This is a genomic window from Luteibacter sp. PvP120, assembly GCF_054055715.1.
This window is the reverse complement of the sequence record NZ_JBSRXP010000008.1, coordinates 1-19,567: the sequence shown is the minus strand read 5'-3', so window position 1 is coordinate 19,567 and position 19,567 is coordinate 1. Positions and strand designations below refer to the sequence as shown.

General features: G+C 65.6%; 15 protein-coding genes. 12 read left to right on the top strand and 3 right to left on the bottom strand.

The window, feature by feature from the left end; all coding sequences use genetic code 11:
* Positions 1-10: 10 nt before the first annotated feature.
* On the top strand, positions 11-253 hold the full coding sequence (locus tag ACVKN3_RS15510) for a hypothetical protein (RefSeq protein WP_185754441.1): 243 nt from the start codon (positions 11-13) through the stop codon (positions 251-253).
* On the opposite strand, the gene ACVKN3_RS15505 is transcribed toward ACVKN3_RS15510, so the two are convergent.
* Positions 214-1,488: an MFS transporter gene (locus tag ACVKN3_RS15505; RefSeq protein ID WP_354516357.1), complete on the bottom strand. Its 1,275-nt coding sequence runs from the start codon at positions 1,486-1,488 to the stop codon at positions 214-216. The genes ACVKN3_RS15510 and ACVKN3_RS15505 overlap by 40 nt on opposite strands.
* A gap of 110 nt (positions 1,489-1,598) precedes the next feature.
* Between ACVKN3_RS15505 and ACVKN3_RS15500 the strand changes: the two genes are divergently transcribed.
* Entirely contained in the window at positions 1,599-2,045 is a 447-nt protein-coding gene (locus ACVKN3_RS15500) for a winged helix-turn-helix transcriptional regulator (protein WP_285400848.1), read from the top strand.
* Between the two features lie 358 nt (positions 2,046-2,403).
* A complete protein-coding gene (locus ACVKN3_RS15495) occupies positions 2,404-3,186 on the top strand; it encodes a hypothetical protein (RefSeq protein ID WP_051938903.1) in 783 nt (260 codons plus the stop codon).
* Positions 3,187-3,274: 88 nt separating this feature from the next.
* On the opposite strand, the gene ACVKN3_RS15490 is transcribed toward ACVKN3_RS15495, so the two are convergent.
* Positions 3,275-5,125, bottom strand: coding sequence for a glycoside hydrolase family 35 protein (locus ACVKN3_RS15490; RefSeq protein WP_285400843.1), 1,851 nt, complete (start codon positions 5,123-5,125; stop codon positions 3,275-3,277).
* 138 nt (positions 5,126-5,263) lie between these two features.
* On the opposite strand from ACVKN3_RS15490, the gene ACVKN3_RS15485 reads away from it, so the two are divergent.
* Complete coding sequence (locus ACVKN3_RS15485; RefSeq protein ID WP_285400842.1) at positions 5,264-5,731, top strand: antitoxin Xre/MbcA/ParS toxin-binding domain-containing protein; 468 nt, start codon at positions 5,264-5,266, stop codon at positions 5,729-5,731.
* Positions 5,732-6,111: 380 nt separating this feature from the next.
* Complete coding sequence (locus ACVKN3_RS15480) at positions 6,112-8,379, top strand: protease pro-enzyme activation domain-containing protein (protein WP_354516353.1); 2,268 nt, start codon at positions 6,112-6,114, stop codon at positions 8,377-8,379.
* A gap of 349 nt (positions 8,380-8,728) precedes the next feature.
* Here ACVKN3_RS15480 and ACVKN3_RS15475 read toward each other — a convergent pair whose 3' ends face one another.
* A complete protein-coding gene (locus ACVKN3_RS15475; RefSeq protein WP_354516351.1) occupies positions 8,729-9,358 on the bottom strand; it encodes a GIY-YIG nuclease family protein in 630 nt (209 codons plus the stop codon).
* Positions 9,359-9,690: 332 nt separating this feature from the next.
* On the opposite strand from ACVKN3_RS15475, the gene ACVKN3_RS15470 reads away from it, so the two are divergent.
* The 7 genes from ACVKN3_RS15470 (at position 9,691) to pnp (ending at position 19,162) form a co-directional block, all read left to right on the top strand.
* On the top strand, positions 9,691-10,236 hold the full coding sequence (locus ACVKN3_RS15470) for a ribosome maturation factor RimP (RefSeq protein ID WP_285403171.1): 546 nt from the start codon (positions 9,691-9,693) through the stop codon (positions 10,234-10,236).
* A gap of 44 nt (positions 10,237-10,280) precedes the next feature.
* Positions 10,281-11,795 carry a transcription termination factor NusA gene (gene nusA / locus ACVKN3_RS15465; protein ID WP_036142412.1) on the top strand — a complete coding sequence of 505 codons (1,515 nt, stop codon included), beginning with the start codon at positions 10,281-10,283 and terminating at the stop codon, positions 11,793-11,795.
* Between the two features lie 133 nt (positions 11,796-11,928).
* A complete protein-coding gene (gene infB / locus ACVKN3_RS15460; RefSeq protein ID WP_285403174.1) occupies positions 11,929-14,850 on the top strand; it encodes a translation initiation factor IF-2 in 2,922 nt (973 codons plus the stop codon).
* A 78-nt stretch (positions 14,851-14,928) separates the two neighbouring features.
* Positions 14,929-15,303: a 30S ribosome-binding factor RbfA gene (gene rbfA / locus ACVKN3_RS15455; protein WP_285403175.1), complete on the top strand. Its 375-nt coding sequence runs from the start codon at positions 14,929-14,931 to the stop codon at positions 15,301-15,303.
* A 395-nt stretch (positions 15,304-15,698) separates the two neighbouring features.
* Entirely contained in the window at positions 15,699-16,616 is a 918-nt protein-coding gene (gene truB / locus ACVKN3_RS15450; RefSeq protein ID WP_354516348.1) for a tRNA pseudouridine(55) synthase TruB, read from the top strand.
* Positions 16,617-16,759: 143 nt separating this feature from the next.
* The gene (gene rpsO / locus ACVKN3_RS15445) at positions 16,760-17,026 is read left to right on the top strand and encodes a 30S ribosomal protein S15 (RefSeq protein ID WP_036142401.1); all 267 of its coding nucleotides are present in this window, start codon (positions 16,760-16,762) and stop codon (positions 17,024-17,026) included.
* Positions 17,027-17,056: 30 nt separating this feature from the next.
* Positions 17,057-19,162: a polyribonucleotide nucleotidyltransferase gene (pnp, locus tag ACVKN3_RS15440; protein ID WP_036142398.1), complete on the top strand. Its 2,106-nt coding sequence runs from the start codon at positions 17,057-17,059 to the stop codon at positions 19,160-19,162.
* Positions 19,163-19,567: the final 405 nt, after the last annotated feature.

Here is a 19,567-nt window from a genome sequence, read left to right as displayed (position 1 = left end):
TAATGGCCGCATGTCCCTGCATGCCATCGTTGCCGCCAACCTTACGACCGTCGCCGTCGGCGTGTTGATCGTGGTGGTCTCGTTCAACCGGCTGTTGCACCTGATCTGGCCGTTCGCGCTGGTGATGCCTTTGATACCGACGTTCGCAGTAGCGTATTCTGGGTATCCCGATGGCGTGTACCTGTGGAGCTACCTTCCGATCGGTCTGGCCATCTATGCAAGACGCCGTATCGGTACGTTTCCGCGAGGGTAGGAGCCCGGCGTCGCGGTGGCTGCCGTTCGCCGCGTCACCCACCAGAACAGCAGCGCCAGCAGACTGACCGCCGCGCCCAGCAGGCACACGCCGCGCCAGCCGGCGTGGGCATAGGTCACCGTCGTGCTGATCGCGCCGACCCCGCTGCCGACGGCGTAAAACAGCATGTAGAGGCCAACCAGTCGGCTGTGCGCCTCGGGGCGGCTGCGTAAAATCATGCTCTGGTTGGTGACGTGAAGCGCTTGGCCGCCCAGGTCGAGCAACACGATGCCGACCATCAGTGCCCCGAGTGACCCTTCCATCAGCGACAGCGGCCACCAGGCCAGCAGCATCAGCGTCAGCGCCATCGCGCTGGTGCGCTGGGCGTATCCACGATCTGCCCATTGCCCGGCACGTGTAGCGGCAGCGGCTCCGACCACGCCAACCAGGCCGAACGCGCCGATGATCGTATGCGAGAAATTGTAGGGAGGTGCGCTCAACGGCAGTACCAGCGCGCTCCAGAAGATGTTGAACGCCGCGAACATCAATAGCGCCAGCACCCCGCGGACTTGCAGCATTTTTTCCTGGCGTAGCAGTGTCAGCATGGAGGCGATCAGGCGCAAATAGCGCATCGGATTCGCCACGGGAGGCAAGCGGGGCAGTCGCCGCCATAACGGTACCGCGATCAGCAGCATGAGTACGGCAGCGCAGACATACACACCGCGCCAGCCTGCCAGGTCACTGACGCCACCGGCGAACACCCGTGCCAACAGCAGGCCGATGAACACACCGCTTTGCGCTGTGCCGACCACCCGCCCTTGTTCGTAGGGTGTGGCGGCGCTGGCTGCGTAGGCGATCAGGCCCTGCGTCATCGCCGTGCCCAGCAAGCCCACGGCCAACATGCCCGCCAACAGTACCGGCGAGGACTGCGCGATGCCGACCGTCGCCAGTGCTACCGCCAAGGCGGGCAGTTGCACCGCCATCAAGCGGCGACGGTCTAAGCGATCACCCAATGGCACCAGCAACAGCAGGGCCAAGGCGCAACCGACCTGCGTGGCTGTCACCACACCGCCGACTGTCGCATGGCTGATGCCTAAATCCCGCGCCAGCGCGTCCAGCAGCGGCTGCGCGTAATAGACGTTTGCCACGCTCAATCCGCTCGCGACGGCGAACAGCCACATCAGGCTGCGCGGCATGCCGTGGGGCCGGGGCTGGACGTTGCCTTGGTCCGGCAGTGAGGCACGAGAAGCCTTCATGAGGTCAGGTCCATTCAATCTGGTTGCAGAAAAAAACCGATTGAAGGCTGCGCCATCTAGTTTTAAAATGCAACCGGAAGCCATCCCCACTTAGCAAGCAGGCCGATTCCATGCCGACGCGCAAAGCCATGAACGACGAACCTTGTCCTGTTGCGCGCGCTGTCGATCTGGTCGCAGATCGCTGGTCGTTGCTTATCGTGCGCGATGCCTTCGATGGCATGCGCCGTTTTGGTGATTTCCAGCGGAGCTTGGGCGTGGCGCGCAACATCCTCTCCGGCCGGCTTCGCAAGCTGGTTGATGCAGGCATCCTCCAGACGCAGGACGCCTCCGACGGCACGGCTTATCAGGAATATGTGCTGACAAAGCAGGGGGAAAGCCTGTTTCCCGTCGTGGTGGCGCTGCGTCAATGGGGCGAACAGCATCTGTTCGAGCGTGGCGAACGGCATTCGGTACTGATCGATATGCGCACGGGCAAGCCTATTCCGCGCATGGCGCCTCAGGCCAACGATGGCTCCGTGCTGCTGCCCGCGGCCACTAAAGTGCGGAAAGTGACGTAACAGGCGCGCGCGTAGGAGCCCACGATGTGGGCGAATGGCGATGGCGTTGGTGTGCGGCGGGTTTATCGCCCACATCGTGGGCTCCTACACGATGGCGGGCGTTGGCTTGGACATAAAAAAAGCGGCGCACGAGGCGCCGCTTGAAGATCACTGCCCAGGGGGAGCGGACAGTGATGTGGCACGGGGCGCGCTGTGCGGGTAGCACGGCGCTTGCTGGACAAGATAGCGGTCACGCGGGCGTTCGTCTGTCAGTGTTCGCCTACACGAATCCGGTAACCGGCCTGGATCCAAGGGCGGCTTGCGCCCGGCGTTCTTCCATGAATACTCTCCGCCATCAGGGACTCAGGATGGGGACGACATGGCTCGGATGATGCGTTGGATGAGCGCAGCGCTACTGGCGCTATGCATGGTGGGATGCAATCAGGATGCGCTGGTCGCAAAGTTCGCGCCTCACCCGCAGTCTGAAATCGCCAAGAAGGCGCTGGACGACTGGCACGCAGGACGCAACGACGCACTGCGCGCCGAGATGGACCCGGCCTTGCGCGATCAGGCGAGCGACGGTGCCCTTACCCGGATGACAGATCAGCTGCCTAAAGGCGAGCCCGATCAGAGCAAGCTGGTCGGGTCGAAATTCTTCTCGCAGGATGGGCAGACTCGCTACGACATCACGTACGAGTACCGATTCGCCGATCGGCGCATGCTCGGCACGGCGACGCTGATGACCCGCGACGGCAAGACGTCGGTGATCGGGCTGCATGCGTGGATGATATCGGCTGAGCAGGAGCAGGCCGGCACCTTCACGTTGACGGGGAAGGGTCCCGCGCAACTCGCGATGCTGTTTCTTGCCATTGCGGTTCCGGTGTTCTGCCTGGCCGTTTTCGTCATCTGTGTGCGCACGCCGAAATTTCGCTGGAAGCGGACCTGGGCCTTCTTCACCCTGCTCGGCGTGGTGACGCTTCGGATGAATTGGGCCACCGGTCATATCCGTCTCGACCCGCTGTCTTTCCAGCTATTCGGTGCATCTGTCCTCAAAGACGGCTACAACCCCTGGGTCATCGGAGTCTCGTTTCCCCTGGGCGCCGTGTTGTTCCTGTGGCGGCGCAGGCGATTGCCGCCCCCGGTACCCACCGAAGCCGTGTGATAAACGAGCCATGACATGAATAGGCGCGACCGCTATGCGCCAGGAACGCACGGATGAGCGGTCGAGTCGGCTTCGCCAAGAAACGCGCTCACGGTGCCGGTTTGGTTGAAAAAACCGGATTCGCCATGCCGGCGAGGCTATGCGAGCCGCTGCCCTGCATCTCGAGCACGACCACGTCGTTCTTGCCTTTGCGCAGCCACGCGGCCGGCACGTACAGCGACTGCTGAGGCCCGATGTCCCAGAACCGGCCCAGGTGGTGGCCGTTGATCCACACGTTGCCCTTGTGCCATCCGCGCAGGTCGAGGAAGGTGCCGGCTACGGTCGGCACGTCCAGCGTGCCGTGCCAGAACGCGGGGCCCGTGGGTGTGGCACCCGTCTTGAAGGCAAGGCCCGAGAGGTTGTCCAGCGGCAGCGGGTAGGTGGTCCACTGGGTAAGGTCCTCGCCGCCGGCCTGCACGGACTGGGTGATGCCCTTGGATTCCTCTTCCATGCCCGTGCCGATGTTGATCCGTCCCATGTTTTCCACCACGAGGTCGAGCGTGCTGCCGGCATGCAGGTCGACGGGCAGGGCATGTTCGTCCTTGCGACGGTCGAGCGTGCCGATGAGGCGTCCATCGACCAGCAGCGTGGCGTAATCGCGTACGTCGGCCACATCGAGCTTGCCCTGCGCGTCGCTGTCGAGCTTCTTTCGGTAGAGGATCAGCCCGTAGTTCTGGCCGAAGGTCTCCATGCCCTGCGGCGTCACGGTGGTACGGGGATGCGGGGACAGGGTCGGCAAGGCGTCGAGCAGGCCGATCGACTCGCGTAACTCGACACGCGCCACCGCCGTGGTCGGCGACGATGGCGGTGGTGCGGGAAGTCGCTCGCCCTTGGGCAGGTGGGCCGCGATCACCTTGCGCAAGGCCGCGTATTTCGGTGTCAGCCGGCCGGCTTCGTCGATGGGCGAGTCGTAGTCGTAGCTGGTGGTAACGGGCAGGTAATGGCCATCGTCGTTATTCGCCCCGTTCATCCAGCCGACGTTGGTGCCGCCGTCCACCATGTAGAGGTTGAACGAGATGTCGTGGTCGAGCATCCAGCCGACCGCGCCGGTCACTTCGTCGCTGCTGCGTGTGTTGTGTTTTTCGCCCCAGCGGTCGTACCAGCCGCTCCAGTATTCGCCGGCCATCTTCGGCATGCCTTGCATCGACGTGGCCGATCGCGCGAATGCGCGTTGCGTCTTGACCGCGTCGCCGGTGAAGTTGATGACGGAAAGCATGCCGGGCAGTGTGCCGCGGCTCATCCAGGTGGGGCCGGGTCCGTTGGACATGAAAAACGGCACGTCGAAACCTGCATCGAGCATCTGCTGGCGTATCGCTTTCATGTAGTCGGCGTCGTTGCCGACGTAGCCGTACTCGTTTTCGACCTGCATCATCAGGATGGGGCCGCCGTGGGTGGCTTGCAGCGGCGCCAGTTCCTTGCCGAGGCGCTTGAACCAGGCGGCGCTGGCCGCGAGGAAACGCGGGTCGTACGAGCGCACGCGCAGGCCGGCCGTGCGCAGCAGCCACGCGGGAAAGCCGCCGAACTCCCACTCCGCGCAGACGAAGGGGCCGGGACGCACGATGACGTTGAGCCCTTCTTCCTGCGCCGTGCGCACGAAGGTGGCGATGTCGTTGTCGCCGGTGAAATCGAAGTGGCCCGGCTCCGGTTCGCTCACGTTCCAGAACGCGTACGTGGTGATCGTATTGAGGCCCATGGCCCGCGCCTTGCGCAGGCGATCGCGCCAGTCGGCGTGCGGAATGCGTGGGTAATGCATCTCGCCGGAACGGATGACGTACGGCTTGCCGTCGAGCAGGAACTGCCCGTCCTGCACGGTGAAATGGGCTGGCGTAGCCGAAGCGGCGACGGGCAGCAGGCCGGCAGCGGCCAGGCAGGTGGAAAGCAGCAGGGGTAGTGGCTTCACGCAGCGCTCCGGCAGGGCAGTCGTTCGACGTTACACACGGCGATCCCGCCGTCGCAAGGGCCAACGGTCGTCGATCTCAAGACTGCGCCCGGTCGCCGTGGCACGGTGGCAGACCCCTCGCCATCCGGACCGCTCGTTATGGCATCTCCCAGGCGCCGCAAGGGCGTATCGCCGGTGTACGCCGAACTGGCATGCGCCACCCCGCTCGAGCGTATCGAGTTGATCCGGCGTGGCCTGCCACCCGCGCTGATCCTGGACCTGGCCTGCGATCTTCGGCTCAGTGAGGACAACCTGATGGTGTACCTGGGGCTGGTGCGGGCCGGTGTCCGCCAGAAGCTGGCCGACGAGGAGCGACTGACGCCGCAGGAGTCCGATGGGGTGATGGCGCTGGCGGTCTTCCTCGGCGACACGCTGCGCGGACACGACCCGGTGGCGGCCTTGCCGGCCGATGCGCAAATGGCCGCCGCGGCGTGGCTGGGCAGGTGGCTGCGCTCGCCGCATGTCGAACTTGAGCACCGGGCGCCGCTGCAGTTCGTGGACATTCCCCATGGCAGGGCGTTCGTGGCGAGCCTGCTGGCGAGGGCGCGAAACGCACGTCGTCGTTGACAACCAGCATGTGCATTTTCGGCAATAACGCAAGATCGTACGAGGGCGTTTTCATGGACGTTCGCGTCGCCGCACCTGTCCGTCGTCATCCGGCCTGTCGTCCGGCGCGTTTTTTTGTGCATTCCGTCGCGCGAAACCTTCGACCTGGCTCCACGACGTTCTCCTTGAAAGCCTGATGAAAGCTTAGCGTCGCATGGCTGTAATGACAGGGGGGAGAACGGGCGGAATGGTGGGGGGCTTCGCGATTTCCTGCGGTTTTAAGGGCTTAAGCGCAGGGGATCCGATGTGCCAGGGGGCGAGAAGGTCGCTTCGACCCAGGACGCCGATGTATCGGGCCACCGTTTCCGGTGGACCACTTACGGGCAGACGAAGGATCATCCATGAAGATCGACGCTTTTGGTTTCGGGGCAACGCGCAAGACGGCTTTGACGGTGGCTATCGCCTTGGCGATGTCCTCCCTTTCCGCGCATGCGGACGACGCCTGGGTCAGCACCCATACGCAGGCGGCCATGTCGCAGTCCGCGAACACGCAGACTCTCCTGGCCACCAGCAGCACGTCGGCCGCGCCAACCGGCGGCTACGTGCTGAACATGACCGGCTCACCGCGGATCGAAGGCGCCGCCGTCACCGCGATGGCCGCGGACCATCCGCTGCATGTCGAGGTCGCGCTAAAGCTGCGCAACCCCGATCAGTTGCAGACGTTCCTTGCCGGCGTGACCACGCCGGGCAACGCGCTGTTCGGCCAGTTCCTCACCCCGGCGCAGTTCACCGAGCGCTTCGGACCCACGCAGGCCCAGGTGGATGCCGTGGTGGCCCACCTGCGGCAGGCCGGATTCTCCAACATCGAGGTGTCGCCCAACCGCTTGCTGGTATCCGCCGACGGTAACGCTGGCGCGGCGACCAACGGCTTTCGCACCTCGATCAAGCGTTTCACCGCGAACGGTCGCGAGTTCTTCGCCAACGACGCCCCGGCCCTGGTGCCCGCTGCACTCGGCGACAGCGTCAACGCCGTGCTCGGCCTGCAGAACGTCTCCGTCAAGCACACGCTCCACCACGTCTACCATCCGGAGAATGTGGTCGTTCCCGGACCGAACATGCGCACCCAGGCGGCCGCTGCCGTCGCCGCGCACAAGCCCCAGGATTTTGCCGCGATCTACGGTGCGGGCAGCATGCCCGCAGCGACCAATACGGCCGTCGGCATCATCACCTGGGGGTCGATCACCCAGACCGTCACCGACCTGAACACCTTTACCTCGGGTGCGGGCCTGTCCAAGGTCAACGCGACGATCACCAAGGTCGGCAGCGGCACCTTCGCCAACGACGCGGACTCCAACGGCGAGTGGGCGCTGGACAGCCAGGACATCGTCGGCATGGCCGGTGGCGTCAAGCAGCTGATCTTCTACACCTCGGCCAACGGCGACTCGAGCTCATCCGGCATCACGGATGCGGGCATCACCGCGAGCTACAACCGGGCCGTGACCGACAACATCGCCAAGCTGATCAACGTGTCGCTCGGCGAAGACGAAACAGCCGCCCAGCAGTCCGGTACGCAGTCCGCGGACGATGCGATCTTCCAGCAGGCCGTGGCCCAAGGACAGACCTTCTCGATCGCCGCGGGCGATGCGGGCGTGTACCAGTGGTCGACCGATCCCAGCTCGGGTGCGCCGGGCTACGTGGCCAATTCCGCCGGTACCGTGAAGATCGACCTGACCCACTACTCGGTCAGCGAGCCGGCCAGTTCCCCGTACGTCATCCAGGTGGGCGGGACGCAGCTGTCCACCAGCGGCACGACGTGGTCGGGCGAAACGGTATGGAACGAGGGGTTGTCGGATACTGGCAGCGGCAACCTGCGCCTGTGGGCGACCGGCGGTGGCACCAGCCTCTACGAGACGGCCCCGTCGTGGCAGTCGTCGGTGTCCAGCTCCAGCAAGCGCGTGGGTCCGGACGTGTCCTTCGACGCGGCGTCCGCGTCCGGTGCGCTGATCGTCGTCAACGGCTCGACCGAGCAGGTGGGCGGCACCAGCCTGGCGTCCCCGCTTTTCGTCGGTGCGTTTGCGCGTATCGAGTCGGCGGCGAACAACGGCATCGGCTTCCCGGCGTCCAAGTTCTACCAGGCGTTCCCGACCCAGACCTCGCTGCTGCATGACGTCACCTCCGGCAACAACGGCTACCAGGGCCATGGCTTCGTGGCAGGCACCGGCTTCGACGAGGCCACCGGCTTCGGTAGCTTCGACGTGGGCAAGCTCAACACGTATGCCCAGGCCAACTGGGTCAGCGGCAGCACCGGTGGTGGTGGCACGGGCGGTGGCGGTACGGGGGGCGGCACCTCCAACGGCAATACGCTGCAGAACGGCGTGGCCGCGACGGGCCTGTCCGCGGCGAAGGGTGCCAAGCTGAACTACACCGTGGCCATTCCGGCGGGCGCGAAGAACCTGAAGGTGTCGATCTCGGGTGGCACGGGCGATGCCGACCTGTACCTCAAGGCGGGCTCGGCGCCGACCACCTCCAGCTACGACTGCCGCCCGTATGTCACGGGCAACACCGAAAGCTGCTCCGTGGCGTCGCCGCAGGCGGGTACCTACTACGTCATGCTGAACGCCTATGCCGCGTTCTCGGGCGTGTCGCTGACGGCTTCGTGGACCAACTGATCCGCGGTTGAGGATCGACCGGGCGTCCCTCCGCGAGGAGGGGCGCTTTTTTTGGGTTCTTCACGCATGACGGGGGCGTCTCGAAGCCGAAGCCGAAGCCAGAGCCAGAGCCAGAGCCCGTCGCTCGTATGGCGCGGCGAGGAGGCGCTGGGTGGTCACACTCTGCGCTCGGGCAGCGGCCGCAAGCGGCCGAACTCGCTCAGAGCGTAACCACCCAGCACCTCTGCGACGACAGAGGCAAACGGGGGTGGAGAGCGAAGCGGCGGCGACTTCGGGGTGCCATCCTGGAGACGCCTCCTCCCCGGTAACGCGCGAGAACCCTTTTTTGTCCGGTGCAGGATTCCCGGGCTCAGCGGAACAGGCGCCGATGATCGCCATTGGCGTACCAGTCCGCTACGCGATCGGGCACGAGGGACTCGATCGACAGCTCAGCGGCCACGAACATGTCCAGCGTGTCGATGAGGGCCATGCGCAACCGGTCGGCACCGGGGTCGCCGGGTGCGTTGTGGGCCGCCCATTCCAGCGTGTCCAGCATCCGCAGCGACCAGTCGTGCAGGAGATCGGCGCGCGCCGAAAGGTACTCGGACAGCCATCCGGTCAGGCCGAGGTCGAGCGGGAAGCCCTCGGTCTGCGCGATCTCACTCAGTAACGAGACGGCCTCGGCGTAGACGCCCCGGTACCATTCCGTATGTCCCGCCGCGGACATCGGCACCACCAGCGGGGCCATGGCCCGTTCCGCGGCGAAGGTTTCGATCAGCCGCCGCTCGATCCGCCGGGCGTCCTTTACTTTCTCGGTATCCAGCAGCAGGGCCCGGTCCAGATCGAAGAAGTCGAAGAAACGGCGGTGCAGGGTACGGAAGCGCGTGAACGGGTCCCGCGAGAAGCCGACCTTCAGCAGGTCCTGGTCGCGGCACGGCAGCACGTAGACGTGCGCCCGGCCCTGGGAGGCGAAGCGGGGGTAGGGGACATCGTTCTCCATGCCGTCCAGTATCCCGGAGCCGTGTCGTCGGGGCGTCGCCGACCTTGCGCGGGCGCCGGTAAATACGATAGACTCAGTGAATCTTAAGCACCATTGGCAAGGGCTTCGGCCTCTCACCGCAGGTGGCTTCAAGGAACTTTCTTTTTACAAGAAAGCCTCCTCGTGAGGCTTTTTTGTTGGGCGCACGGAGGCGTCCTGCGTCATTTTCGTGAGCGCCGTCAGGGCATCGCGGCGTACGCGGGAGGAAAGTGTCGGATACATCGGCGAACGAAAGGAAGGGGCCGTTCGCGCCCTTTTCTTGTTTCTGGCGACCGGAAAATACCGCAGGTAACGTGGATACAAACGCACTTTCACAACGCTTTTCAGGCATCGTGGCCGAACTGGGCCTCGAGGTTCTGGGCATGGATTTCGGGCCGTCCGACGGGCAGATCACGCTGCGCGTCTACCTTGACGTGCTGGCTGCCGAACGCGAGCGTCGCGAAGCGGCCGAGCAGTCGGTCGAGGTCACCGTCGAGGACTGCGAAGCCGCCAGCCGCGAGTTCTCCGCGTACCTGGATGTTGAAGACCCGATTCCCGGCAACTATGTACTGGAGGTCTCCTCCCCCGGTATCGATCGTCCCCTGTTCACGGCGGAGCAGTTCGCCCGCGTGAGCGGCCAGGAGGTCAAGGTGCTGCTGAGGGCCCCGATCGAGGGGCGCCGGCGCCTGAAAGGCAAGGTCATGGACGTCGCCGGCGAGCACATCGTGGTCGAGGGCGATGCGGGCCGATTCGAATTCGAGCATGCGGACGTCGAAAGCGCTCGCGTGGTTCCCGACTGGGTGGCACTCGGCTATGCGCCGCAGCCGAAGCCCACGCCGGGCGGCAAGAAACCTAAATAACGATTGATGGGGTGCCTCGGGGCATCCTTACGGGAGTAGCGGCAATGAGCAAAGAACTTTTGCTGGTAGTCGACGCGGTCGCCAATGAAAAAGGCGTACCGCGCGAAGTCATTTTCGACGCCATGGAAGCGGCGCTGGCCTCGGCCGCGAAGAAGCGCTACCCCGATGAGGATCCGGACATCCGGGTCGAAATCGACCGCAATACGGGCGACTACGAGACCTTCCGTCGCTGGGAGATCATCGAGGACGACGGCGAGATGGAGGATCCGTCCTTCCAGATCCGCCTGATGGACGCCCAGGACGAAGCCGGCGAAGGCGAAGTGGCCGAGGTCGGTGGCTGGATCGAGCACCAGATCGAGAACGCCGAGTTCGGCCGCATCGCCGCGCAGGCCGCCAAGCAGGTCATCGTGCAGCGCGTTCGCGAAGCCGAGCGCCAGCAGGTGGTCGACGCCTTCGTCGATCGCGTCGGCGAACTGGTCACCGGCATCGTCAAGCGCGTGGAGCGCGGCAACGTCTACCTCGACCTGGGCAGCAACGCCGAGGCGTTCATCCCGCGCGACAAGACGATTCCCCGCGAATCGGCCCGCGTCGGCGATCGCGTCCGCGGTTACCTGTACGAAGTGAAGTCGGAAGTCCGCGGTCCGCAGCTGTTCGTGTCGCGCAGCGCGCCGGAATTCATGATCGAACTGTTCAAGCTCGAAGTGCCGGAAGTCGGCCAGGGCCTGGTCGAGATCAAGGGGTGCGCCCGCGATCCGGGCGATCGCGCCAAGATCGCCGTGGTGGCCCACGACAGCCGCACCGATCCCATCGGCGCGTGCATCGGCATGCGCGGTTCGCGTGTGCAGGCGGTGTCCAACGAGCTCAATGGCGAGCGCGTCGACATCATCCTGTGGCACGAGAACCAGGCGCAGTACGTCATCAACGCCATGGCGCCGGCCGAAGTCCAGTCGATCATCATGGACGAGGAAAAGCACTCCATGGATATCGCGGTGGCCGAGGACAAGCTGTCCCAGGCCATCGGTCGCGGCGGCCAGAACGTGCGCCTGGCCAGCAAGCTCACCGGCTGGCAGCTCAACGTGATGACGCAGGACCAGGTCACGGCCAAGACCGAGGCCGAGCAGGCCGCGGCCCTGGCCCTGTTCCAGGACAAGCTCGAAGTGGACGAGGAAATCGCCAGCATCCTGGTGCAGGAAGGCTTCTCGTCCATCGAAGAAATCGCCTATGTGCCCAGCGGTGAACTGCTGGCAGTGGAAGGCTTCGACGAGGATATCGTCGAGGAACTCCGCGCCCGCGCCCGCGACGCCCTGCTCACGCAGGAGCTTGCGGCCGAGGAAGGCGTCGAGGAAATCACGGTCGACGAGGAACTGCTCGGCCTGGATGGTATGGACGAAACGATCGCCATCGCGCTGGCGGATCGTGGTGTTAAGACGCTCGACGACCTGGGCGACCTCGCCGTCGACGAGCTCATCGATATCGAAGGCATGACGGAGGAGCGCGCATCGCAGCTGATCATGGCTGCGCGCGCCCCGATGATCGCCCGCCTGGAGAAAGGTGGTTAAGCGCGAGACCGGAAGCGTCCTGGACGGACGCCTCGAGGGAGGCCACGAGGTCTCCCGCCATGGATGGAGGCAGCCGTACGGGTCATCGTCGGCACGTAAGGTTACGCGCGGGAACGGCGGAGAATAAAGAACGATGTCGGACGTCACTATCAAACAACTCGCCCATCAATTGGGCCTTCCGGTCGACAAGCTGCTCGGGCAGCTCGGCGAAGCCGGTATGAAATTTTCCGATGCGGAGCAGGTCATCAGCAGCACCGAAAAGGTGAAACTGCTGGGCTTCCTGCGTCGCACGCATGGCAAGAACGATGCCGCTCCCGAAGGGGAAGGCACCTCGCCGCGCCAGATCACCCTGAAGCGCCGCACCGTCGGCGAGCTGAAGGTGAACTCGGGCTCGGGTCGTGGCGCCGGTCCGGCCAAGACGGTCAACGTCGAGGTCCGCGCCAAGCGCACGTACGTCAAGCGCAGCGCCATCGCCGAAGATGCGTCGCACGAGCCGGAGCGCGAGGACGCCGTGCGCAAGCTGGCCGAATCGCAGGCCCAGCGCGAGCAGGAAGAATCGCAGCGTCGCGAGGAAATCGAGCGCCGCGAGCAGGCCGAAGCGGCCCGCCGCGAAGCCGAGGCCGAAGCGCACCGCCAGGAAGCCGCTGCCGCCGAAGCGCGTCGCCAGGCCGAAGAGGCCGAGCAGCGTGCGCGTGCGGAAGCCGCTCGCGCCCAGACCGAGGCCGCACCGGCTCCGGCGCCGGCGGATGCCGCGCCCGAGGCCACCGCGTCCGATGTCACGCAGCCCGCGCCCGCGGCGCTGGGTGAGGACGGCTTGCCGACCCACCAGACGGCCAAGCTCGACAACCGCAAGCTCGGCATGATCCTGCCGCGCATCCACGAGCCGCGTAAGCGCGAGCGTGTGGTGTCCAAGCCGGTTCCGCCGCCGCCGCCCGCTCCCGCACCGGCACCGGTGGCTGCCGCCCCGGCACCGGCCGCGGCGCGTGCCGCCGCGCCGGCGCCTCGTCCGGCGCCCGGCGCCGTGGCAGCCGCCAACGACACCCGTGGCAACGCCCGTCCCAAGCATGGCGGCGGTGGTGGCTCGCCCGGCGGCGGTGGCGGTCGTAACGACCGCGAAGCCGGCGGCAAGCGCTTCGCCGGTGGCGAAATGCACCTGTCCGAGGCCGATCGCGCCCGTCGCTCGTCCAGCAACAACCGGCGTGGTGGCGGCAAGGATCGCGGCCGCATGACGGCATCGCGCGGCGCCGCCTCCTCGGGCGGTCCGCACGGCTTCACGCGTCCCACCGCCGCGGTGGTGCGTGACGTGATGATCGGCGACAACAACCTCGTGACCGAGCTGGCCCAGAAGATGGCCGTCAAGGGTGCCGAGGTGGTCAAGGCGCTGTTCAAGATGGGCGTCATGGCCACGATCAACCAGACGATCGACCATGACACCGCCGCGCTGGTCGTCGAGGAACTGGGCCACAATCCGGTCCGCGCCACCGACAACGACGCCGAAGCCGCGCTTGCCACGCATACGCAGAACGCGGAGCTGGAAGGCGACAAGGTCACGCGTCCGCCGGTCGTCACGATCATGGGCCATGTCGACCACGGCAAGACCTCGCTGCTGGATTACATCCGTCGCACCAAGGTCGCCTCGGGCGAAGCCGGTGGTATCACGCAGCACATCGGCGCGTACCACGTCGAGACCAGCCGTGGCGTCATCACCTTCCTCGACACCCCGGGCCATGCGGCGTTCACGTCGATGCGTGCCCGCGGTGCGCAGTCCACGGATATCGTGGTGCTGGTGGTGGCCGCCGACGACGGCGTCATGCCGCAGACGCAGGAAGCCGTGAAGCACGCGCGCGCCGCCAAGGTGCCGCTGATCGTCGCGGTCAACAAGATGGACAAGTCCGGCGCCAACCCGGACAACGTCAAGCAAGGCCTCGGCCTTCTTGAAGTCATCCCTGAAGAGTGGGGCGGCGACACCCCGTTCGTGCCGCTTTCGGCGAAGACGGGCGACGGTGTCGATGCACTGCTCGACGCCATCTCCATCCAGGCCGAAGTCATGGAACTCAAGGCGGTGGCCGATGGCCGCGCTTCGGGTGTCGTGATCGAATCCAGCCTCGACCGCGGTCGCGGTCCGGTGGCCACGGTGCTGGTGCAGCAGGGCACGCTGAAGAAGGGCGACTTCGTCGTCTGCGGTGTCGAATACGGCCGCATGCGTGCACTGGTGGACGAAACCGGCAAGCAGGTCAACGAAGCCGGTCCGTCGATCCCCGTGCAGGTGCTGGGTCTGTCCGGCGTGCCCGAATCGGGTGACGACTTCGTCGCCGTGAAGGACGAGCGCTTGGCCCGCGAAGTGGCGGCCGAGCGTCTGCTCAAGCGTCGCGAAACCCGCCTGGTCTCGAAGTCCAACCGCCTGGAAGACATCATGGCGCAGATGGGCCAGGGCCAGGGCCAGCAGACCCTCAACATCCTGGTCAAGGCCGATGTGCAGGGTTCGGTCGAAGCGCTGCGCGATTCGTTGACCCAGATCGGCAACGAACTGGTCAAGGTGAACGTCATCTCGTCCGGCGTGGGCGGCATCACCGAATCCGAAGCCACGCTGGCGGCGGCCTCCAAGGCGCTGGTCATCGGCTTCAACGTCCGTGCCGATGCATCGGCACGCAAGGTGATCGACACCAACGGCCTGGATGTCCGTTACTTCTCGATCATCTACGACGTCATCGACCAGGTGAAGCAGGCGGCCTCCGGCCTCCTGGGCGTGGAGATCCGCGAAGAGATCATCGGTATCGCGCAGGTCCGCGACGTGTTCCGCTCGTCGAAGTTCGGCGCGGTCGCAGGCTGCATGATCACCGAGGGCCTCGTGAAGCGCTCCAAGCCGATCCGCGTGCTGCGCGACAACGTGGTGGTGTTCCAGGGTGAACTGGAATCGCTGCGCCGCTTCAAGGAACTCGTCGACGAGGTCCGCAACGGCATGGAATGCGGTATCGCGGTCAAGCAGTACAACGACGTGAAGGTCGGCGACCAGATCGAGTGCTTCGAGCGTATCGAAGTGCCGCGCACGCTGTAAAAGCGGGCAATGCGCCTCCCCGGCTCACGCCGGGGAGGCTTTATGCGTTTATGCACCCTATTAAAACTGGAGGCGGATATGCCGTCCCGTGATTTCAAGCGCACCGACCGCGTGTCCGCCCAGCTCCGCCGCGAAATCGGCGAACTGGTCCACGCCGCCGTGCGCGACCACGCGCTGCCCTCGGTCAGCGTGTCCGACGTGGAAGTAACCCGCGACCTCGACTGGGCCACCGTGTGGGTCACCGCGCTCATGCCGGATCAGTCCGCCGAAGTGGTCAAGGCGTTGAAGGAATTCGCCCCCGAGTTTCGTCACGCGCTGTCCAAATCGATGATCCTGCGCAAGGTGCCCCAGCTGAAGTTCAAGTACGACGAGTCGGTCGACAACGGCGAACGCATCGAGCGCCTGCTCCGCGAAAACCCCGTCCCGCCGGCCGATCCGGCCGACGAAGCCTGATCCACCCGCCCTAACCAAACCCACCCGCCCGTAGGAGCGCACGATGTGCGCGATCCAGGGCTCGCGATGGGGTGGGGTGGGGTGGGGTGCTGCGTCCGGCTCGCGATAGGTGGGGGGCTGCGTCTCCGCTTGTTGGCTTTGCGCGCAAGGGTGAGAGGTGCCACGTCGCCGCTTTGTTGGCTTTTTGCGCGAGCGGGTGAAGGGTGCCGCGTCGCCGCTTTGTTGGCTTTTCGCGCGAGCGGGTGAAGGGTGCCGCGTCGCCGCTTTGTTGGCTTTTCGCGCGAGCGGGTGAAGGGCGCCGCGTCTCCGCTTTGTTGGCTTCGCGCAAGGGTGAAGGGTGCCGCGTCGCCGCTTTGTTGGCTTTTCGCGCACAGCGTGCGCTCCTACATGTACTTATGACACGCCGAACTTTCCTCGACATCCACGGCATTCTCCTCCTGGACAAGCCGCTGGGCCTCAGTTCCAACCAGGCGTTGCAGACGGCGCGTCGGCTGGTGGGCGCGGCCAAGGGCGGCCACACCGGCAGCCTCGATCCGCTTGCTACCGGGCTGTTGCCGCTGTGCTTCGGCGAAGCGACCAAGATCGCCGGCTGGCTGCTGGGCTCGCGCAAGGCCTATGAGGCCGAGGTGCGCCTGGGCGCCACCACGACCACGGCGGACCTGGAAGGCGACATCGTCGAGACGCGGCCGGTGCCGCCGCTGGACGACGCGACGATCGAAGCGGCGCTGGCCCCGCTGCGCGGGCACATCGTGCAGATCCCGCCGGCGTATTCGGCGATCAAGCAGAATGGCGTGCCGCTCTACGTGCGCGCCCGTCGCGGCGAGGCGGTGGACGTGCCGGCCCGCGAGGTGGACGTCTACCGCCTTGAGGTGATCGAACGCCAGGGCGACACCGTTCGGCTCCATGTGGAGTGCGGCTCGGGCACCTACGTACGCAGCCTGGCGGTGGATTTCGGCGCCCACCTGGGCTGCGGGGCGCACCTGACCGGCCTGCGTCGGCTCTGGGTCGAACCGTTCATGGCGCCGGCCATGGTCACCCTCGACCAGTTGCGCGCTGCCGCCGAGACCGGTCCCGAACCGCTCGAGGCCCTGATCCTGCCGGTGGCCGCCGGCCTCAGTCATATTCCCCGGGTGGAACTCGACCCGGAGCAGACCCGTGTCTTCGGCTTCGGCCAGCCGGTGCCGCTGGGGCAGGGCGCGACGTCCGGCCGCTGCGGTGTCTGGGGCGCCGATGGGCGCCTCATGGCACTGGGTGAAACCGGCGAAGACGGCGTGCTGAGGGTGCTGCGGGGCTTCAATCTGCCGCCCGTGTGAACGGGCTTGTTGCCGCTACGCGCAGGACGTTACAATTACGTGCTCGTTTAACAGCTTTCATTCAAAAGCGAGGCTTGCGCAACTTCATCGGTAGCCGTTGAGGTTGCGCAAGTCTCGCATCCGCTTTTAAGGAATCGATACACATGCTTACTCCTGAACAGACCGGTCAGATCATCAAGGATTTCGGCCGCAAAGAGAACGACACCGGCTCGTCGGAAGTCCAGGTCGCCCTGCTGTCCGCCAACATCACCGCGCTGCAGGAGCACTTCGCAGCACACAAGCAGGACCACCACTCGCGTCGCGGTCTGCTCAAGATGGTCAACCAGCGCAAGAAGCTGCTTGCCTATCTGAAGAAGAGCGATCTCGCTCGCTACCAGACCCTGATCGAACGCCTCGGCCTGCGCCGCTAAATCACCGGAACAGGACGAGGAGAGATCGAAGTGGCGAAAGTAACCAAGTCATTCCAGTACGGTTCTCACGAAGTCACACTGGAGACGGGCGAAATCGCCCGGCAGGCCTCCGGTGCGGTCATGGTCAGCATGGGCGGCACGGTCGTCCTGGTGACGGTCGTCGCAGCGCCCAAGGCGCGCGAAGGCCAGGACTTCTTCCCCCTCACGGTCGACTACATGGAGAAGTTCTACTCCGCGGGTCGCATTCCGGGTGGCTTCTTCAAGCGCGAAGGCCGTCCGACCGAGAAGGAGACGCTGACTTCGCGCCTCATCGATCGTCCGCTTCGTCCGCTGTTCCCGGAAGAGTTCCGCAACGAGATCCAGGTCATCGCCCAGGTCGTCTCGCTGAATCCGGAAGTGGATGGTGACATCCCGGCGCTGCTCGGCGCCTCGGCAGCCATGTCGCTCGCCGGCGTGCCCTTCAAGGGTCCGATCGGCGCGGCACGCGTCGGTTACGCCAACGGCCAGTACATCCTCAACCCGACCGCCACCCAGCTGAAGACCTCCGACCTCGACCTCGTCGTGGCCGGCACCTCCAGCGCCGTGATGATGGTCGAGTCGGAAGCGAAGCTGCTCAGCGAAGACGTCATGCTCGGCTCGGTGGTCTTCGGCCACCAGCAGATGCAGGCCGCGATCGACACGATCAACGCCTTCGTCGCCGAAGCCGGCGTCAAGACGTTCAAGTGGGACGCCCCGGTCGCCAAGACGGCGCTGTACGACGCGGTCAAGGCCGCCGTCGGCAACCGTTTCGCCGAAGCCTTCCAGATCCGCGACAAGCTGGCCCGTCGTGACGTCATCAGCGCGCTCAAGAGCGACGTGAAGACGGCCATCGCCGCCGACGCCGAAGCCAACGGCTGGACCGATGGCGACATCGGCAACGCTTTCGGTGAAGTCGAGTACCGCACCCTGCGCGACGGCGTGCTCAGCACGAAGGTCCGCATCGACGGTCGCCAGCTCGACGACGTCCGCCCGATCTCGGTGCGTGTCGGCGTCCTGCCGCGCACGCACGGTTCGGCGCTCTTCACCCGCGGTGAAACGCAGGCCCTGGTGGTCGCCACGCTCGGCACCACGCGTGACTCGCAGATCATCGACGCGCCGGAAGGCGAGTGGAAGGACACGTTCCTGTTCCACTACAACTTCCCTCCGTTCTCGGTCGGTGAAACCGGTCGCGTCGGTAGCCCGAAGCGTCGCGAGATCGGCCACGGCCGTCTTGCCAAGCGCGGCGTGCAGGCCGTCAAGCCGACGATCGAAGAGTTCCCGTACGTCGTCCGCGTCGTCTCGGAAATCACCGAGTCGAACGGTTCCTCGTCGATGGCGTCGGTCTGCGGTTCGTCGCTGGCCATGATGGACGCGGGCGTTCCGCTGAAGTCGCCGGTCGCCGGTATCGCCATGGGCCTGGTGAAGGAAGGCAACGACTTCGTCGTGCTCTCCGACATCCTCGGTGATGAAGATCACCTGGGCGACATGGACTTCAAGGTAGCCGGTACCGCCGATGGCGTGTCCGCGCTGCAGATGGACATCAAGGTCGACGGCATCACCGAGGAAATCATGCGCACGGCGCTGGCCCAGGCCAAGCGTGGTCGCCTGCACATCCTCGGCGAGATGGCCAAGTGCATCACCGAAGCCCGCTCGGAAATGAGCGAGTTCGCACCGCGCCTGCTGACCATCAAGATCCACCCGGACAAGATCCGCGAAGTGATCGGCAAGGGCGGCGCCACCATCCGTTCGATCACGGAAGAGACCGGCACCACCATCGACATCACCGATGACGGCAACGTCGTGATCGCCTCGGTCAACCGCGAAGCGGCCGAAGCCGCCCGCAAGCGCATCGAGCAGATCGTGTCGGACGTCGAGCCGGGCCGCATCTACGAGGGCAAGGTCGCCAAGCTGATGGACTTCGGCGCATTCGTCACGATCATGCCGGGCAAGGATGGTCTGGTGCACGTGTCGCAGATCTCCAGCGAGCGCGTCGAGAAGGTCTCCGACAAGCTCAAGGAAGGCGACATCGTCAAGGTCAAGGTGCTGGAAGTCGACAAGCAGGGCCGCATCCGCCTGTCGATGAAGGCCGTCACCGAAGACGAAAACGTCACCGGCTGATCCATCGCCCTCGACGCATGAAGAACCCGGCGCTGCGAGGCGCCGGGTTTTTTCGTTCAGGGCTCGCCTTCGGCATCGCGTTTGGCCTCGGAGCAAGAGCCTTGGGCACTGGAGCAAGAGCCGGCGGGTAGCCCCCTCGGGGCCACGCCTGCGGCGACCCGTCAAGGAAAGGCCGCTGGCGCGGCCGTGTATTGATTGCCCTACGGGCCCGGGTCGGGCTTCGCACGGGGATTTTCGATTCGCCATCCATGGCTCAGCGAAAATGGCCGGCCGTCCTGGCCGGCCCCCTGCGGGCCTTTTCCGTTCGAAGCCCTCGCCTGCGGCTACCGGCCCCGAGGGGGCTACCCGCCGGCTCTTCCCAAGACTGAGGTGGGTTGTGACGCGAGCGGTCGCAGACGTGCAGGG

Excerpts from the sequence above, each read along its gene's own strand:
- nusA (WP_036142412.1), top strand. The coding sequence starts at position 10,281 with ATGAGCAAAGAACTTTTGCTGGTAGTCGACGCGGTCGCCAATGAAAAA.
- ACVKN3_RS15495 (WP_051938903.1), top strand. The coding sequence starts at position 2,404 with ATGGCTCGGATGATGCGTTGGATGAGCGCAGCGCTACTGGCGCTATGC.
- ACVKN3_RS15500 (WP_285400848.1), top strand. The coding sequence starts at position 1,599 with ATGCCGACGCGCAAAGCCATGAACGACGAACCTTGTCCTGTTGCGCGC.
- ACVKN3_RS15505 (WP_354516357.1), bottom strand. The coding sequence starts at position 1,488 with ATGAAGGCTTCTCGTGCCTCACTGCCGGACCAAGGCAACGTCCAGCCC.
- rpsO (WP_036142401.1), top strand. The coding sequence starts at position 16,760 with ATGCTTACTCCTGAACAGACCGGTCAGATCATCAAGGATTTCGGCCGC.
- rbfA (WP_285403175.1), top strand. The coding sequence starts at position 14,929 with ATGCCGTCCCGTGATTTCAAGCGCACCGACCGCGTGTCCGCCCAGCTC.
- ACVKN3_RS15480 (WP_354516353.1), top strand. The coding sequence starts at position 6,112 with ATGAAGATCGACGCTTTTGGTTTCGGGGCAACGCGCAAGACGGCTTTG.
- ACVKN3_RS15475 (WP_354516351.1), bottom strand. The coding sequence starts at position 9,358 with ATGGAGAACGATGTCCCCTACCCCCGCTTCGCCTCCCAGGGCCGGGCG.
- truB (WP_354516348.1), top strand. The coding sequence starts at position 15,699 with ATGACACGCCGAACTTTCCTCGACATCCACGGCATTCTCCTCCTGGAC.
- ACVKN3_RS15510 (WP_185754441.1), top strand. The coding sequence starts at position 11 with ATGTCCCTGCATGCCATCGTTGCCGCCAACCTTACGACCGTCGCCGTC.
- ACVKN3_RS15485 (WP_285400842.1), top strand. The coding sequence starts at position 5,264 with ATGGCATCTCCCAGGCGCCGCAAGGGCGTATCGCCGGTGTACGCCGAA.
- infB (WP_285403174.1), top strand. The coding sequence starts at position 11,929 with ATGTCGGACGTCACTATCAAACAACTCGCCCATCAATTGGGCCTTCCG.